General features: G+C 58.4%; 15 protein-coding genes and 1 tRNA gene. 6 read left to right on the top strand and 10 right to left on the bottom strand.

Annotation, left to right across the window (positions count from 1 at the left end):
- Positions 1-28 precede the first annotated feature (28 nt).
- The 5 genes from secF to queA all read right to left on the bottom strand — a co-directional run bounded on the left by secF (position 29) and on the right by queA (position 5,451).
- Positions 29-943 carry a protein translocase subunit SecF gene (secF, locus tag ACQRBV_RS12795; RefSeq protein WP_090368705.1) on the bottom strand — a complete coding sequence of 305 codons (915 nt, stop codon included), beginning with the start codon at positions 941-943 and terminating at the stop codon, positions 29-31.
- Between the two features lie 9 nt (positions 944-952).
- Positions 953-2,821 (bottom strand): protein translocase subunit SecD, encoded by a 1,869-nt coding sequence (gene secD, locus ACQRBV_RS12790; RefSeq protein WP_090368703.1) that lies wholly within the window; start codon positions 2,819-2,821, stop codon positions 953-955.
- 62 nt (positions 2,822-2,883) lie between these two features.
- On the bottom strand, positions 2,884-3,222 hold the full coding sequence (gene yajC / locus ACQRBV_RS12785) for a preprotein translocase subunit YajC (RefSeq protein ID WP_003175975.1): 339 nt from the start codon (positions 3,220-3,222) through the stop codon (positions 2,884-2,886).
- Between the two features lie 43 nt (positions 3,223-3,265).
- Positions 3,266-4,381 (bottom strand): tRNA guanosine(34) transglycosylase Tgt, encoded by a 1,116-nt coding sequence (tgt, locus tag ACQRBV_RS12780; RefSeq protein ID WP_010565220.1) that lies wholly within the window; start codon positions 4,379-4,381, stop codon positions 3,266-3,268.
- Positions 4,382-4,386: 5 nt separating this feature from the next.
- Complete coding sequence (gene queA, locus ACQRBV_RS12775; RefSeq protein WP_244385126.1) at positions 4,387-5,451, bottom strand: tRNA preQ1(34) S-adenosylmethionine ribosyltransferase-isomerase QueA; 1,065 nt, start codon at positions 5,449-5,451, stop codon at positions 4,387-4,389.
- A gap of 108 nt (positions 5,452-5,559) precedes the next feature.
- On the opposite strand from queA, the gene ACQRBV_RS12770 reads away from it, so the two are divergent.
- A tRNA-Leu gene (locus ACQRBV_RS12770) sits at positions 5,560-5,644 on the top strand.
- A 165-nt stretch (positions 5,645-5,809) separates the two neighbouring features.
- On the opposite strand, the gene ACQRBV_RS12765 is transcribed toward ACQRBV_RS12770, so the two are convergent.
- The gene (locus tag ACQRBV_RS12765; RefSeq protein WP_411984818.1) at positions 5,810-6,118 is read right to left on the bottom strand and encodes a DUF3077 domain-containing protein; all 309 of its coding nucleotides are present in this window, start codon (positions 6,116-6,118) and stop codon (positions 5,810-5,812) included.
- Between the two features lie 800 nt (positions 6,119-6,918).
- On the opposite strand from ACQRBV_RS12765, the gene ACQRBV_RS12760 reads away from it, so the two are divergent.
- Positions 6,919-7,785, top strand: coding sequence for a hypothetical protein (locus ACQRBV_RS12760; protein WP_411984819.1), 867 nt, complete (start codon positions 6,919-6,921; stop codon positions 7,783-7,785).
- A gap of 404 nt (positions 7,786-8,189) precedes the next feature.
- Here the strand turns inward: ACQRBV_RS12760 and ACQRBV_RS12755 are convergent, their stop codons facing one another.
- Genes ACQRBV_RS12755 through ACQRBV_RS12745 form a run of 3 tightly spaced genes read right to left on the bottom strand, consistent with a single transcriptional unit; the run spans position 8,190 to position 11,350 of the window.
- Complete coding sequence (locus ACQRBV_RS12755; protein WP_411984821.1) at positions 8,190-10,247, bottom strand: FUSC family protein; 2,058 nt, start codon at positions 10,245-10,247, stop codon at positions 8,190-8,192.
- Positions 10,247-11,149 (bottom strand): efflux RND transporter periplasmic adaptor subunit, encoded by a 903-nt coding sequence (locus ACQRBV_RS12750; RefSeq protein WP_090368689.1) that lies wholly within the window; start codon positions 11,147-11,149, stop codon positions 10,247-10,249. The genes ACQRBV_RS12755 and ACQRBV_RS12750 overlap by 1 nt, the downstream gene beginning before the upstream one ends.
- Positions 11,150-11,161: 12 nt before the next feature.
- On the bottom strand, positions 11,162-11,350 hold the full coding sequence (locus tag ACQRBV_RS12745; protein WP_060754331.1) for a DUF1656 domain-containing protein: 189 nt from the start codon (positions 11,348-11,350) through the stop codon (positions 11,162-11,164).
- A gap of 144 nt (positions 11,351-11,494) precedes the next feature.
- On the opposite strand from ACQRBV_RS12745, the gene ACQRBV_RS12740 reads away from it, so the two are divergent.
- From ACQRBV_RS12740 to ACQRBV_RS12730, 3 genes are all read left to right on the top strand, one after another.
- Positions 11,495-12,295 (top strand): AraC family transcriptional regulator, encoded by an 801-nt coding sequence (locus tag ACQRBV_RS12740; protein ID WP_060754332.1) that lies wholly within the window; start codon positions 11,495-11,497, stop codon positions 12,293-12,295.
- Positions 12,296-12,408: 113 nt separating this feature from the next.
- Positions 12,409-12,789: a cupin domain-containing protein gene (locus tag ACQRBV_RS12735; RefSeq protein WP_060754333.1), complete on the top strand. Its 381-nt coding sequence runs from the start codon at positions 12,409-12,411 to the stop codon at positions 12,787-12,789.
- A 189-nt stretch (positions 12,790-12,978) separates the two neighbouring features.
- Positions 12,979-13,308 carry a hypothetical protein gene (locus ACQRBV_RS12730; RefSeq protein ID WP_411984822.1) on the top strand — a complete coding sequence of 110 codons (330 nt, stop codon included), beginning with the start codon at positions 12,979-12,981 and terminating at the stop codon, positions 13,306-13,308.
- Between the two features lie 24 nt (positions 13,309-13,332).
- On the opposite strand, the gene ACQRBV_RS12725 is transcribed toward ACQRBV_RS12730, so the two are convergent.
- A complete protein-coding gene (locus tag ACQRBV_RS12725) occupies positions 13,333-13,968 on the bottom strand; it encodes a LysE family translocator (protein WP_060754338.1) in 636 nt (211 codons plus the stop codon).
- A gap of 167 nt (positions 13,969-14,135) precedes the next feature.
- Between ACQRBV_RS12725 and ACQRBV_RS12720 the strand changes: the two genes are divergently transcribed.
- Positions 14,136-14,507, top strand: coding sequence for a PH domain-containing protein (locus tag ACQRBV_RS12720; protein ID WP_244700511.1), 372 nt, complete (start codon positions 14,136-14,138; stop codon positions 14,505-14,507).
- Positions 14,508-14,509 lie beyond the last annotated feature (2 nt).

Below are 14,509 nucleotides of genomic sequence, written 5' to 3'. Positions count from 1 at the left end.
TTTGTAACAGCAGATCAACGAGTACCCATCAAGGGCGGTCGTCGACCTCCTTGCCGGTAGCGGCCGGAGGGATCAAGTCTTCGCTGTTGAGGTTCAGCCAGATCAACACCACGTTGGCGATGTAGATCGACGAGTAGGTACCCGCCAGGACGCCGATGAACAGCGCCAGGGAGAAGCCCCACAGGTTGTCGCCACCGAAGATCATCAGCGCAGCGATCGCCAGCAAGGTGGAGATCGATGTCGCCATGGTCCGCAGCAGCGTCTGGGTGGTGGAGACGTTGATGTTCTCGATCAACGACGCCTTGCGCAGTACGCGGAAGTTCTCACGAACCCGGTCGAATACCACGATGGTGTCGTTGAGCGAGTAGCCGATGATCGCCAGTACGGCGGCCAGTACGGTCAGGTCGAAGGTCACCTGGAAGTACGCCAGGATACCCACGGTCACGATCACGTCGTGGATCAGCGACACAATGGCGCCGACACCGAACTTCCACTGAAAGCGGAAGGCCAGGTAGATCATGATGCCGACCAGCGCCATCAGCATGCCGAGGCCGCCCTGGTCGCGCAGCTCTTCACCCACCTGCGGGCCTACGAACTCGACGCGCTTGACCGAAGCCGGGTTGTCGCCACCAACCTTCTGCAAGGCATCGGCAACCTGGTGACCCAGTTGCGGGTCTTCGCCCGGCATACGCACCAGCAGGTCGGTCGTAGCACCGAAGCTCTGCACGATGGCCTCGTGATAGCCGGCCTTGACCAGTTCGTTGCGCACCAGGGTGACATCGGCCGGCTTCTCGTAGGTCAGCTCGATGAGCGTACCGCCGGTGAAGTCCAGACCGTAGTTCAGGCCCTTATGGAACCAGCTGAACAACGCCAGAACGGTAAGGAGCATGGTGAAGCCGAACGCAACGTTGCGAACGCCCATGAAGTTGATTGTACGTAACATGGCAGCCCCTTAAATCCACAACTTCTTGAAGTCACGTCCGCCAAAGATCAGGTTGACCATTGCGCGGGTCACCATGATGGCCGTGAACATCGAGGTAAAGATACCGAGGGACATGGTGACCGCAAAACCCTTGACCGGGCCGGTGCCCATGGCAAAGAGAATCCCGCCGACCAGCAAGGTGGTCAGGTTGGAGTCGAGAATCGCGGTAAATGCCCGGCCGAAGCCTTCGTTGATTGCACGCTGTACGCTCATGCCCGCCGCGATCTCTTCACGAATCCGCGAGAAGATCAGCACGTTGGCGTCTACCGCCATACCCATGGTGAGCACGATACCGGCGATACCCGGCAGGGTCAGCGTAGCGCCCAGCAACGACATCAGCGCCAGCAGCATCACCATGTTGCCCGCCAGGGCCACGGTGGCGATGATGCCGAAGAAGCGGTAGATGGCGATGATGAACAGCGACACGAACAGCATGCCCCACAAGGCTGCGTCGATACCCTTGGTGATGTTGTCGGCACCCAGGCTCGGGCCGATGGTGCGCTCTTCAGCGAAGTACATCGGTGCAGCCAGGCCACCGGCACGCAGCAGCAGTGCCAGTTCGGACGACTCGCCCTGGCCGTTCAGGCCGGTGATGCGGAATTGAGCACCCAGTGGCGACTGGATGGTCGCCAGGCTGATGATCTTCTTCTCTTCCTTGAAGCTCTGCACCGGTACGTCTTTCTCGACACCGTTGACCACTTGCTTGGTGTAGGTGGTCACCGGGCGCTGCTCGATGAAGATCACCGCCATGCTGCGACCGACGTTGCTGCGCGTGGCGCGGCTCATCAGTTCGCCGCCATGGCCATCCAGGCGGATGTTCACTTCAGGGGTACCGTGCTCGCCGAAACCGGCCTTGGCGTCGGTCACCTGGTCACCGGTGATGATCAGGCTGCGCTCGATCAGGGCTGGAGGACGGTTGCCTTCACGGAATTCGAATTCCTCGGCAGTAGCGCGGGAAGCTCCCGGCTCAGCGGCCAGACGGAATTCCAGGTTGGCAGTTTTACCCAGGATACGCTTGGCTTCAGCGGTGTCCTGTACGCCCGGCAGCTCAACCACGATGCGGTTGGCACCCTGGCGCTGAACGATCGGCTCGGCCACACCCAGCTCGTTGACGCGGTTACGTACCGTGGTCAAGTTCTGCTTGATGGAGTATTCGCGGATTTCCGCCAGCTTGGCCGGGGTCATCGCCAGACGCAGTACAGGTTGACCGTTCAGGTCGGCCGGTACGATGTCGAAATCGTTGAAGTTCTTGCGGATCAGCGCACGGGCCTGTTCGCGGGAAGCTTCGTCAGAGAAGCCCAGCTGGATGGCACCGTTGAGCTGCGGCAGGCTGCGATAACGCAACTTCTCTTTGCGCAGCAGGCTCTTCACGTCGCCTTCGTAGACTTTCAGGCGAGCGTCGAGGGCTTTGTCCATGTCGACTTCCAGCAGGAAGTGCACACCACCGGACAAGTCCAGGCCCAGCTTCATCGGGTGCGCGCCGATCTTGCGCAGCCAGGTAGGCGTGGTCTGTGCCAGGTTGAGCGCGACAACGTAGTCGTCACCCATGGCCTTGCGCACCACGTCTTTGGCCGGCAATTGGTCTTCGGCCTTGGTCAGGCGCAGCAAGCCGCCCTTCGCATCCGCCGACAGTGTTGCCGCCTTGACCTGGATACCAGCGTCGGTGAGCGCTTTGCTCGCGCGTTCCAGGTCAGCCTGATTGACTTGCAGCGAAGTGCTGGCACCGGTGATCTGGATCGCCGGGTCATCAGGATAGAGATTGGGAGCGGAATAAATAAAACCGATCGCCAGCACCGCCAGGATCAGTACGTATTTCCACAGAGGGTATTTGTTCAGCATCACGCCGCCCGCTTATAACGCGGGGCGCCTTGCGCGCCCCGTCGATTGGTAAAGGTTGTTACTTAGATCGCTTTGAGCGTGCCTTTTGGCAGCGTGGCGGCGATAGCGCCCTTCTGGAACTTCATTTCTACAGTGTCGGAGACTTCCAGTACCACGAAAGCATCGGAAACCTTGGTGATCTTGCCGGCGATACCGCCAGTGGTCACCACTTCGTCACCTTTCTGCAGGCTGCCCAGCAGGTTTTTCTGCTCTTTGGCACGCTTGGCCTGTGGACGCCAGATCATCAGGTAGAAGATGACCAGGAAGCCGACCAGGAAAATCCACTCGAAACCACCGCCCATAGGGCCGGCAGCGGCAGGCGCAGCGGCGTCAGCCATGGCGTTAGAGATAAAAAAGCTCATTTAGCACTCCAGTTGCAAATAGTGAATCTTAGGGTCGGAAAACTCAGTCCAAGGGCGGCACAGGCAGCCCGCGCTTGGCATAGAAGGCATCGACGAAGGCGGCCAATGTACCCTGTTGAATAGCCTCGCGCAAACCAGCCATCAGGACTTGGTAATGACGCAAATTGTGGATGGTATTCAACATGCTACCCAGCATTTCTCCGCACTTGTCCAGATGGTGCAGATAAGCACGGGAGAAGTTCTGGCAGGTGTAGCAATCACAGGTGGGATCCAGCGGCGAATCATCATGGCGATGGAACGCGTTACGGATCTTCAGCACGCCGGTGTCGATGAACAGATGCCCATTGCGGGCATTACGGGTTGGCATCACGCAATCGAACATGTCCACCCCGCGGCGCACACCCTCTACGAGATCCTCCGGTTTGCCAACGCCCATAAGGTAACGAGGTTTGTCAGCCGGCATCAGGCCCGGCAGGTAATCCAGCACCTTGATCATCTCGTGCTTGGGCTCGCCCACCGACAGACCGCCGATGGCCAGGCCGTCAAAGCCGATCTTGTCCAGGCCTTCCAGCGAGCGTTTGCGCAGGCTTTCATGCATGCCGCCCTGCACGATACCGAACAGCGCCGCAGTGTTGTCGCCATGGGCATTCTTCGAACGCTGGGCCCAACGCAACGACAGCTCCATGGACACCCGCGCCACGTCTTCGTCGGCCGGGTACGGCGTGCATTCGTCGAAAATCATCACGATGTCGGAGCCCAGGTCGCGCTGCACCTGCATCGACTCTTCCGGGCCCATGAACACCTTGGAGCCATCCACCGGCGAGGCGAAGGTCACGCCCTCCTCCTTGATCTTGCGCATGGCGCCCAGGCTGAACACCTGGAAACCACCGGAGTCGGTGAGGATCGGGCCTTGCCACTTCATGAAATCGTGCAGGTCGCCATGCTTCTTGATCACTTCCGTGCCCGGGCGCAGCCACAGGTGGAAGGTGTTGCCCAGGATAATCTCGGCGCCGGTGGCGACGATATCGCGCGGCAGCATGCCCTTGACGGTGCCGTAGGTGCCGACCGGCATGAAGGCCGGGGTCTCCACCGTGCCACGCGGGAAGGTCAGGCGCCCGCGACGGGCCTTACCGTCGGTGGCGAGCAATTCAAACGACATACGACTCATGGCTGTTCCTCAGGGCCGGCTTCTCCAGGAGCAGTCGGCGCCGGGTTGCGGGTGATGAACATCGCATCACCGTAGCTGAAAAAACGGTACTCGTTGGCGATGGCGGCTTGATAAGCGGCCATGGTTTCCGGGTAACCGGCAAATGCCGACACCAGCATCAACAGCGTGGATTCCGGCAAATGAAAGTTGGTGACCAGGCAATCGACCACATGGAACGGCCGGCCTGGGTAGATAAAGATATCGGTGTCACCGCTGAACGGCTTGAGCACGCCATCACGCGCCGCGCTCTCCAGCGACCGCACACTGGTGGTGCCCACCGCCACGACGCGACCGCCACGGGCCTTGCAGGCGTTGACCGCATCCACCACATCCTGGCTGACTTCCAGCCACTCGCTGTGCATATGATGGTCTTCGATGTTATCCACACGCACCGGCTGAAACGTGCCGGCCCCCACGTGCAGGGTCACATAGGCGGTCTCGACGCCCTTGGCGGCAATCGCCTCCAGCAGCGGCTGGTCGAAATGCAGCCCGGCCGTGGGCGCGGCGACCGCGCCCGGGCGCTGGGAGTAAACCGTCTGATAGCGCTCGCGGTCCGCGTCTTCGTCGGGGCGGTCTATATAAGGAGGCAGCGGCATGTGGCCGACACGCTCCAGCAACGGCAACACTTCCTCGGCGAACTTGAGTTCGAACAGCGCATCATGACGCGCCACCATCTCGGCTTCGCCACCGCCATCAATCAAGATGGCCGAGCCCGGTTTCGGCGACTTGCTGGAGCGCACATGGGCCAGCACGCGATGGCTGTCCAGCACCCGCTCCACCAGAATTTCCAGCTTGCCGCCGGAAGCTTTCTGGCCAAACAGCCGCGCCGGAATCACCCGGGTATTGTTGAACACCATCAGATCGCCTGGGCGCAAATGCTCAAGCAAATCAGTGAATTGACGGTGTGCGAGGGCACCACTGACCCCGTCCAGGGTCAGCAGTCGACTGGCGCGACGCTCGGCCAAAGGGTGGCGAGCAATCAGCGAATCCGGGAGTTCAAAAGTAAAGTCAGCAACGCGCATGATGGGGTTCGTCTAGCAGGGCCGGGAAGTCTAGCGGAAATAGTGAAAATAGACCATGAAACGTGATTGACCAACGGTAATCTCATCTCTATACTTCGCCGCCATTGAGCCCTGATGGCGGAATTGGTAGACGCGGCGGATTCAAAATCCGTTTTCGAAAGGAGTGGGAGTTCGAGTCTCCCTCGGGGCACCATCTTAAAAAAAGACCTTGAAATTCAAGGTCTTTTTTTTCGCCTGTAGAAAAGTGCGCGGCCACCGGAATGACTATTCACAGCCCACTATCCACCTGAAACACGATCCCTTTGTAGGAGCTGGCTTGCCTGCGAAGACACCCGCCCCAACACCTCAAATTCCCCGCCTACACACCACCCGTATCTCCCTCCTCCACCACTCCATTCGGCAACATCCCATTCGCCAAATCATCCACCACCGCCTTCGCCATCTCCCCCAAATAATGCGCCGCCCAGGCGAAGCGATCGGCGCCTGTGTCCATGGCGGCATCCAAGGCGAGCATTTTTGAACAGTGGAGCAGTTCCGAGGCGTGCTCCAGGGCATCGCGGATGGGCACGCCGGAATTGACGCGGAATAGGCGGTGGAGGTTGGGGTGTTTGCCGCAGGTGGAGAAGGTGATGATGCCGAGGGTTTTGTTTGGGGGTGGGTTGATCATTGGCCACCTCCGAGCTGAGCGGCGGTGTCGATTACGGTACTGCGCGGGTACGACCTGTCAGAAACGTTCATTGCTTAAGCTCCTAATGTAGAGGGCTGCCACGTTCGTTTCTCATGCGAATGGGTGGCAGCTATGCGCGGGCTGAGAAACCGGGACAATAGGAACCCGGCAGACCCGAAGGTCTCCCACGCATAGCCGCCATGACACAGACATGCGGGCACAAAAAAGCGCCAACAGTCTAATGGATGGTGGCGCCTATGCGCCTATTGTTTCTCGGATTCTCAAGTCCGGTCGCCGGGTTGGTAGCGACGGGGAGAAGGTAGCGCGGGAGCGACGGGAGATGAAAGTTCGTATCTGTGGCTAGAGATTTCCGGTGGACTGCTTGAGGGTTGCGAGGGTTTGGAGGAAGGAACGTGGCCTGACCCCGATTACATGCAGCTTAGTGAACAGGTGAACCCGGTGAACTCCAGTTCACCTGTGCATTTGCCCTACCGTTTGGGCCCTCTGCGTGCACCATTAACAATACGGTAACGATGCCCTCTTTTCTTCGAGATCCTTTCAATTTCAACATTGAAATTTCAGTAAGCTGGCACGGCTGCCGCTAACGCGGTCCCGCGGGTTTCCGACCCCGTAAGTCTAAGAGTTCTCCAGGGGCCCCGCTGATTTCGCGAGCATCCAACCATGGATACCGGTAAATTACGCGGGCAGCTTCTACTTTTCGTTTCACGTTCACGAGCTTGTGCCATGCCTTGAGCATGTTTTTTTCGAACAACAATTCAATGGTACTAAGGTAAAAACACATGGACTGGTTAGATATCTACAGCCTAGGTAGTAGCACGAAGCTTATTAGAAAGTTTTTAATTGACATCGCCTCAATGGAGACTGACATTGCTTTAACTGGACTACATATTACTAGAAACCTTGAAACATTTGAAAACACCACAGCAGCGATGGACGAATTTCCAGAAACATTCACTTCTATCAAAAGAAATATTGCGCATATCGACAAAGAAACCTACCTCACACTAGAGCACTTAGAAAAAGAAGCCCTATTAGTTGAGCAAATCTCTCTGATCAATTTAAAACTGCAGATGTCTCGAACCCCTACACCAACATCATTTCTCAAAGGGTTCGTAAAGTCATTCATGAACGTTCGCATCTTCTTCCCTTCCGAAACTATTCGTTTATTCGGAGAGGAAAGCATTTCAATAGAGCGAACTATCATTAACTGTGACAAATTGATTTCGACACTTAAAATAGCCGAAGAAATAGTTCGTCACAGAGCGACAATTGATGACGATGTGTTTAAGCCTTCACGAGTAAAAGAAAGCGTTGTTGTAGAAATGATAGACAACGCATCGAAACAGGTAGAAAAATCACGTTCACTGGATTATGAAACAAGGGCCTTAATCGGTGAATACCTAACAGAAATCAAAGCCGAAGCACAGTCGAAGACTCCAAAGTGGCAAAACATCATTGGTTCTCTTATGATCGTTGCCGCGATGACCAGCGGCTTGGCAGATGCCCCAGGAGCAGCCCAAACGCTCCAAGCATTGATCCGGTACATCGTAGAGACATCGGTCATAAAACCTGAGCCACACTACCTGCCGACACCAACCGACCAAAAGACCGAGGATTTAGATTTTTTCAGTGGAATACCAACGTAGAGAGTTTTTTCAGGCTTTGTCCCTTTCACCAGGCGATTGAAATCTGTATCCCTACGTGTATCCCTAAACAAATAATTCGGCTATAACCCCGTTTTGTATAGACCTTTCTAGTCCCTCTCGGATCTTAAAAAGACTTTGAACTCAAGGTCTTTTTTCGCCTGTAGAAAAGTGCACGACTAGCAAAAATGTCCATGCCTTCCTCCCATCCGCCAAATCACCCACCACGCTGTCACCACCTCCCTGAAATTTCGCATCCTTCGACAAATGCCCCCCTCGATGACCACGCTCACCCCCATCCTTATTCTGCTGATGCCATCGCGCCAACGCCTCGGCACCGCCTTCGGCCTGCGCTATCAGCGGAGCTGACACCATCAATACAAGCCCCATGCATAAAGTCAGTTTTCTCATCTCATGTCACCTACGTGGGTTGAAACGCAAATGCGGGCACCACGAACCCCATGCTTGCGCCCCTGAAGCCGGCTGCGATTGCGGGGCGATCCGCTGGGATTGGTAGTGTTCGCGTATCGCTCTAACAACCAGGCCAGGTCCTGATAGCACGCCGCCAAGTGATGGGCGCCGAGCCTCGTCATCGACTTCGACGTTCGTCGTGCCTGGGCCGCACCGATCGACGGGGCATGGGCGTACCGAGAGATCCGTCGTATTCCTGCTTGTGCGCACCTGGCGATGGGGGATGCGGGGTCCACACGGCTCGCCTTGCGCTGTAGCCGTCCCAGTTCACGGCTCAGTTGAAGCGACAGGTAGCCCGCCTGGTAGTCGTGCTGATTGTCCGGGCCGAGCAGATTCTTCAGGGACACCATGCGGTGCTGCTGCTTCGCCTGCCATTTACCCTGATCGATACGCTGCCCGTAGCGGAGCAACAGACGCGTTTCTTTATGCAACGCGCCTTTGAGCGCCAGGATCTGTTTGTTGGCATCCTTGGGCAGGATTTGAAAGGCCAATAAGGAAATGAGCATCGCGGCGAACCAGGCGAGCGCCTGATTGGCAAATTCGGCGAAGTCGTAGTGGGCGGTGCCACCGGTGCTGACCAGCGTATTGAACGCAATCAGGTAGGCGATACCTTGAAGCGTTTGGCGAGGTTGAGTCGTGGCATGAATGCCGAACGACCAGAACATGGCAAGCGTCATGAACAGAAGCGGAAAGCCGTTGATATGCGGCAACAGCAGAAACTTGCACACCGCGGCCGCCAGCACGGCATAGAGCGTGCCCCGGATGAAACCGGAGATGCCGTCGATGGGGGCTGCGGCGACGGCCAGCAAGGTGCAACACGGCCCCAGCACAGCCAGAAGCGTCGGGCCCTGGTCCCAGGCGGTCAGGTACCAGAGCCCGCCGACGGCCAGCGTGGCAAACAGCGCACGCAGGCCGTTGCGTGCCGCGTCCGGATAGTTGCGATGAAAGCCTACGTTGCGCACAGCTACATATGCCTTGCGGTCGAGGCTTGAAAAGCTTTCCAAGGCGTATGCGAAGTCCGCCAGTTGTTCCTGCGAGCGTTCCCTGTGCAACATCGAGTTGGGGTTTAGGCTACTGCCCAGGTCACCATCGCGGCCTATACGTATGCGACCCACCTGATCCGCCGCCGTCGCGAACCCATAGGATGTGTTTGCGATGCCTTCGCCTAAATGCTGCAACGCCCTACCTGCATCGGCGAGGGCCGGTTGGATTTCCAGTTCGGGTTTGCTCAGGGGCGCATTCAGAATCGCGGCTTGAAGTTGCGCGAGGCCGACCTGAATCGCCAGCATCCTGGTGCGAATGAGCGACGACTCTCCCCAGGCTATTCCGAGCAGGTCATCGACCTTGCCGATGTCGATGGCAAGCTGACGTTGCTCCCCAGCCAATTGCGGCGATGGTTCGCCCGAGAACTGCGCCGCGAGCAGCCGGGCAGTGCGGGCGCACACGTCGGACAAGGCACGGCGGACTGTCTGCTCCGAGGTCTTGCGACTGAACAACGTGGCGATCAGGCTCAGGCTGAACACGCCCAGCACCACCGCCGTGCCGCGGGTGATGACGTGGTCAAACCCTTGCTCAGGCGCGACGAGCGCGGGCCCCAACGCCAGGCAGACGGTGTAGCCAGCCACCACCGCCGCCGTGGCCCGGTAGTGTTTCAGTAGGGTCATGGCACCGACGCACAGGCCCAACCATAGGCCGATGCCGAGGATGTACAGCAACATCTGCTGGGCGAATAAACCCGTCAGCACTAAGGCGGCGATCATGCCCACCAGCGTACCAATGGCCCGGTTCAAGCCCTTGCCTACTACCGCACCCTGAGTGGGGTGCACCAACAGCAAGACAGTCGATGCGCCAGAGAACGGCGAATCCAGGTGCAAATAGAAGCCGAGCCATAGGGCCAGCCCCGCAGCAGTAATACTGCGCAGCACGTAGCCGAAGCTAGCGGACGTATAGGGGCGGGGGATCGCGCCCATCAGTCGTATCAGGTGACGGGTCATCACATGAACGCCTGCAACCAGCGAGTGAGCCGCCAGCGAGGTTCGGTCTCCATCACCTCGACACTGGCCGTCATGCCTGCGGCCAGTTCGACGCCGTCGGGCACTTTGTCCAACTCAATACGCACCGGCACGCGTTGCGCCAGCCGTATCCAACTGAAGGTTGGACTCACCTGCGGCAGGCCGCTGTCGCTGCGCAGCTCATTGCCATCGGCGATGCCTCGGCCCATGCTCGCCACGTGCCCGTCGAGCAGCGGGGCGAACCCCATCAACTTGATCGAAACCGGCGCCCCCAGGTGGATGCCCGGCAGCTTGGTCTCTTCGAAATAGCCGGTGACCCAGAAGCTGCGGCTGTCGACCACAAAAACGTTGGTGTTGCCGGCCACCGCATAATCACCGGGTTGCAGGCGAAGCTGGGTCACGTAGCCATCCACCGGGGAGCGGATGACAGTGCGCTCAAGGTCGAGCCGGGCCTGGGCTAACTGGCTTTGTGCTACGTCCAGGCGCGCCTTGGCTACCGCCATAGCCCGCGCCGCGTTGTCGATCTCTTCACGAGCAATCGCATCAGCCAGGCGTGTCCGCCGTTTGAATTGGTCGCTGCGTTGTTCGAAGACGCTGCGGGCCTCAGCCAGCTCAGCCGTGCGTTGCTGCTCCGCCAAACGGTAGGCACGCGAGTCTATGCGGTACAACAGGTCACCCGCGCTGACCCATTGGTTGTCGCCCACCAGCAACTGCTCGACCTGGCCGGACACCTCCGGCGCGATTCGGATCACCTGGGCGCTGACCCGTCCATCCCGGGTCCAGGGTGCCAGGACGTAAGCTCGCCAAAGCTGCATGCAAAACAGCAGCGCCAGTACGCCGAGCGACAGGGTTAACGCGGTCTTTAAAATCTTGACGATAGACATACGTGGCCTCCCTCAGCAGTTCACGATCAAGGCCGAAACGACGATGAGTGAGACGAAAAAACGCGCCAGCGTCGGGTGCCAGGCCCAATCCAGCCAGCGCCGGAAAACCCGCTCGAGAAGTCGGTAAGCAAGGGTCGATACGCCCAGGTAGATCAAGAAGGGAGGGACATAGAGATTGGCGATGGAAACTTCGCTAAGCATGCGTGCACCGGCAGTCGGAGGGTCGTCGCGTTTAGGGGCCGTCTCGCTCTGGCCTTGTTGAAAGCATAAGCAACGAGCATTCGTGCCGATATTGATTACACTGCCAAAATATAATCAAATCCAGCCAACCCTTGGACACCTCTCATGGCCGACATCCATCGCTATCACGTTGACCATTTTGAACTTGACGCGCTCTCACAACCTGCCGTGGCGTTGATGCTGGAAACCCAACGTAACGACAGCGAATCCGTCGAGCATAAACACCGCAAAGGCCAACTGGTGGTGGCGTACCATGGCGGTATCGTGTGCACCGTGGAGGACGGTGTGTGGATGGTGCCCTCCGGGTTCGGCGTATGGATTCCCGGCGGTGTCGCCCACAGCAACCGGGTGACCGCGAATGGGCAGGTATGCTTTCTATTTGTGGAACCGGGCGCCGCCTCTATGCCGGAACACTGTTGCACGCTCGCGCTGTCGTCGCTAATCCTGGAACTGATTCGCCACCTGAGTGGCCTGGTGCAGAACTACCAAGGCCACTGCGCCACCGCCCGTCTGGCCGGTGTGCTGCTCGAACAACTGGAGCAGGCCCCTTCGGAACAGCTCTACTTACCCCTACCCGCTTCCCACCAGTTACGCGCCATCGCTCGTGGCCTGGCGCAAGATCCTTCAAACCGCGCCACTGTGGCCGAGTGGGCACGACATGTGGCAATGAGCGAACGCTCGCTGGCACGCTTGATCAAGGGTGAAACCGGTCTGACCTTCGGTCAATGGCGCAAGCAATGGCAGATCATCGTCGCACTGCAGAGCCTGGCAGAAGGACAATCGGTGCAGCAAACCGCCGAAACGCTGGGTTATGAATCGGTGAGCTCGTTCATCGCGATGTTCCGCAAGACACTAGGCAACCCGCCAGCGCGGTACGTGCGAGGTACGGCGGCGCGCAAATATTGATTTGAGTGCTCTTTAGCGTGATCTCCCCCGCCCTCCCAACTTGCAGGATCGTTCAAGCCCTCCTGCCCCCTCCCTCGCTAACCTGACAGTCCTCACCCACCGGAGCACCCGTCATGGCCCAGCCACAACATCCCGCCCTCCCCATAAACCTCACCCAAAAAGCCTCCCTCATCGACCAACAATGGAGCCCACGCGTCGTCGCCGAGATGAACGACTACCAATTCAAAGTCGTACGCATCGAAGGCGAATTCATCTGGCACTCCCACCCCGAAACCGACGAGGCTTTCCTGGTGCTGGAAGGTACGCTGCGTATCGACCTGCCAGACGGCCCGGTTTATGTAGCGCCGGGCGAGTTGTATGTGGTGCCGCGTGGCGTCGAGCATCGGACGGCTGCCGAAGGGGAAGCCAAGCTGATGATGATCGAGCCACGGGGGATCTTGAATACCGGGCATGAAGGGGGTGACCGTACCGCGGTGAATGATCTGTGGATCTGAGGGCGGGCATTGTCTTGAAGTCGCCGGCCGTCTCAAACCGTTGACCTTGCGTCTGCCCGGAGCGAACAGATGCAGGTCTTCAAGGGCTTTACGGGTGCGCGAGCCTGGCGGTTCGCGGCATTAGGGTCTTTTTTTTCCTGTGCGGAACAGTGATCATCGCCCTCCCCCAAAGCCGTAGGAACCAAGACCATGGAGTTGACGCTGGAAGCCGTTGCGCTGTTTGCACTGAAGCTGGTGCACGAGACGGACGGCGGCAGCCCGCTTCTGCGGGATGATCCAGCGATGGGCGGGTATGAGCGGGAGGTGTTTGGGTTGCTGGTGCGGCAGGGGAACCTGGCCGCTATTCAATCCAAAATAGCGGAGTGCGTCGATCAGGCACTTGAGGCATTGGGCGGTGCCGACACGGTCATGGGCCGCGAATTGCAGCGGTTGTCGGCGGATGTGCAAAACGTAGGTCAGCTGGATGAACTGCGCGAGCCGCTGACTACCCTCAAGCATTACCTCAAAGACATTCAGTGAAACACTGACCCGCTGTGCGGCGACCTACCGCCGCCCTTCCGCCGCCATCCGCACGGCCAGCCCCATCAACACCGAGCCCATCATCCAGCGCTGCACCACCTGCCATCCCGGCCGGGTGACGAAAAACACCGCGATGGAACCCGCCATGGTCGCAATCACTGCGTTGACGCTCACGCTGATCATGATTTGCGTAAAGCCCAGCACCAGTGATTGCATCAGCACACTGCCGTGGCCGTTCGGGTCGATGAACTGCGGCAGCAGCGACAGATACATCACCGCCACCTTGGGGTTCAACAGGTTGGTCACCAGGCCCATGGTGAACAGCTTGCGCGGGCTGTCCTGGGGCAAGTCGCGCACCTGGAACGGCGAGCGCCCACCGGGCCTGACCGCTTGCCAGGCCATATAGGCCAGATACAACGCACCGCCGAAACGCAGCGCGTCATAAGCAAACGGCACCGCCATGACCAGTGCCGTGATCCCCAACGCCGCGCACACCATATAGACCAGAAAACCCAACGCCACGCCGCCCAGGGAAATCAACCCGGCGGTGCGGCCCTGGCAGATCGAGCGAGAAATGAGGTAAATCATATTCGGACCGGGCGTGAGCACCATACCGAGTGAGATCAGCGCATAGGCCAGCCAGTTGGACATTTCAGGCATTGTTGGGCTCCTGGATTGTTATTCGGCCGGCGTGAAATTCTTGGCCTACAGTGCGTTGTTGGCCACCATGTTAGGGCGTCCAAAAGCAGGCTGTTAGATACAGATCTGCGAGCAAAACGTCATACAGGCGCGAGCGCTTATTGCAGTACTTACACAAGGACAGGCACATGATCGACTTCAACAACAAAGGCTTCTTCAAGCTCAAGCAAAACAACGAGTACGCCGAGCGCGTCTCGGCCCTGCTGCTGGATGGCGAGGAAGTGATCGACGCCTACAAGGCCATGCGTGATGGGGTGGTGTTTACCAACAAACGCATCATCGCGGTAAATGTGCAGGGCATTACCGGCAGCAAGAAGGACTTCACGTCGCTGCCGTATAAAAACATCGTGGCGTATTCGGTGGAAACGTCCGGGACGTTTGATCTGGATTCGGAGTTGGAAATTTACTTTTCGTCGTTGGGGAAGGTGAGGTTTGAGTTCACCGGGAAGACGTCGATTGTGGAAATCTCGCGGTTGATTTCCAGGCATCTGCTGGGCTGACC

Origin of the sequence: Pseudomonas sp. R11F (assembly GCF_050312575.1) — a bacterium.
GTDB classification, from domain to species: domain Bacteria; phylum Pseudomonadota; class Gammaproteobacteria; order Pseudomonadales; family Pseudomonadaceae; genus Aquipseudomonas; species Aquipseudomonas palleroniana.
The sequence above is the reverse complement of the archived record's forward strand: the minus strand, read 5'-3'. Positions and strand labels throughout refer to the sequence as shown.

Coding starts and splice junctions, on each gene's coding strand:
- secF (WP_090368705.1), bottom strand. CDS start 943: ATGTTACGTACAATCAACTTCATGGGCGTTCGCAACGTTGCGTTCGGC.
- tgt (WP_010565220.1), bottom strand. CDS start 4,381: ATGTCGTTTGAATTGCTCGCCACCGACGGTAAGGCCCGTCGCGGGCGC.
- ACQRBV_RS12755 (WP_411984821.1), bottom strand. CDS start 10,247: ATGACCCGTCACCTGATACGACTGATGGGCGCGATCCCCCGCCCCTAT.
- ACQRBV_RS12725 (WP_060754338.1), bottom strand. CDS start 13,968: ATGCCTGAAATGTCCAACTGGCTGGCCTATGCGCTGATCTCACTCGGT.
- ACQRBV_RS12760 (WP_411984819.1), top strand. CDS start 6,919: ATGGACTGGTTAGATATCTACAGCCTAGGTAGTAGCACGAAGCTTATT.
- ACQRBV_RS12765 (WP_411984818.1), bottom strand. CDS start 6,118: ATGATCAACCCACCCCCAAACAAAACCCTCGGCATCATCACCTTCTCC.
- ACQRBV_RS12740 (WP_060754332.1), top strand. CDS start 11,495: ATGGCCGACATCCATCGCTATCACGTTGACCATTTTGAACTTGACGCG.
- ACQRBV_RS12730 (WP_411984822.1), top strand. CDS start 12,979: ATGGAGTTGACGCTGGAAGCCGTTGCGCTGTTTGCACTGAAGCTGGTG.
- queA (WP_244385126.1), bottom strand. CDS start 5,451: ATGCGCGTTGCTGACTTTACTTTTGAACTCCCGGATTCGCTGATTGCT.
- ACQRBV_RS12735 (WP_060754333.1), top strand. CDS start 12,409: ATGGCCCAGCCACAACATCCCGCCCTCCCCATAAACCTCACCCAAAAA.
- yajC (WP_003175975.1), bottom strand. CDS start 3,222: ATGAGCTTTTTTATCTCTAACGCCATGGCTGACGCCGCTGCGCCTGCC.
- ACQRBV_RS12720 (WP_244700511.1), top strand. CDS start 14,136: ATGATCGACTTCAACAACAAAGGCTTCTTCAAGCTCAAGCAAAACAAC.
- ACQRBV_RS12745 (WP_060754331.1), bottom strand. CDS start 11,350: ATGCTTAGCGAAGTTTCCATCGCCAATCTCTATGTCCCTCCCTTCTTG.
- ACQRBV_RS12750 (WP_090368689.1), bottom strand. CDS start 11,149: ATGTCTATCGTCAAGATTTTAAAGACCGCGTTAACCCTGTCGCTCGGC.
- secD (WP_090368703.1), bottom strand. CDS start 2,821: ATGCTGAACAAATACCCTCTGTGGAAATACGTACTGATCCTGGCGGTG.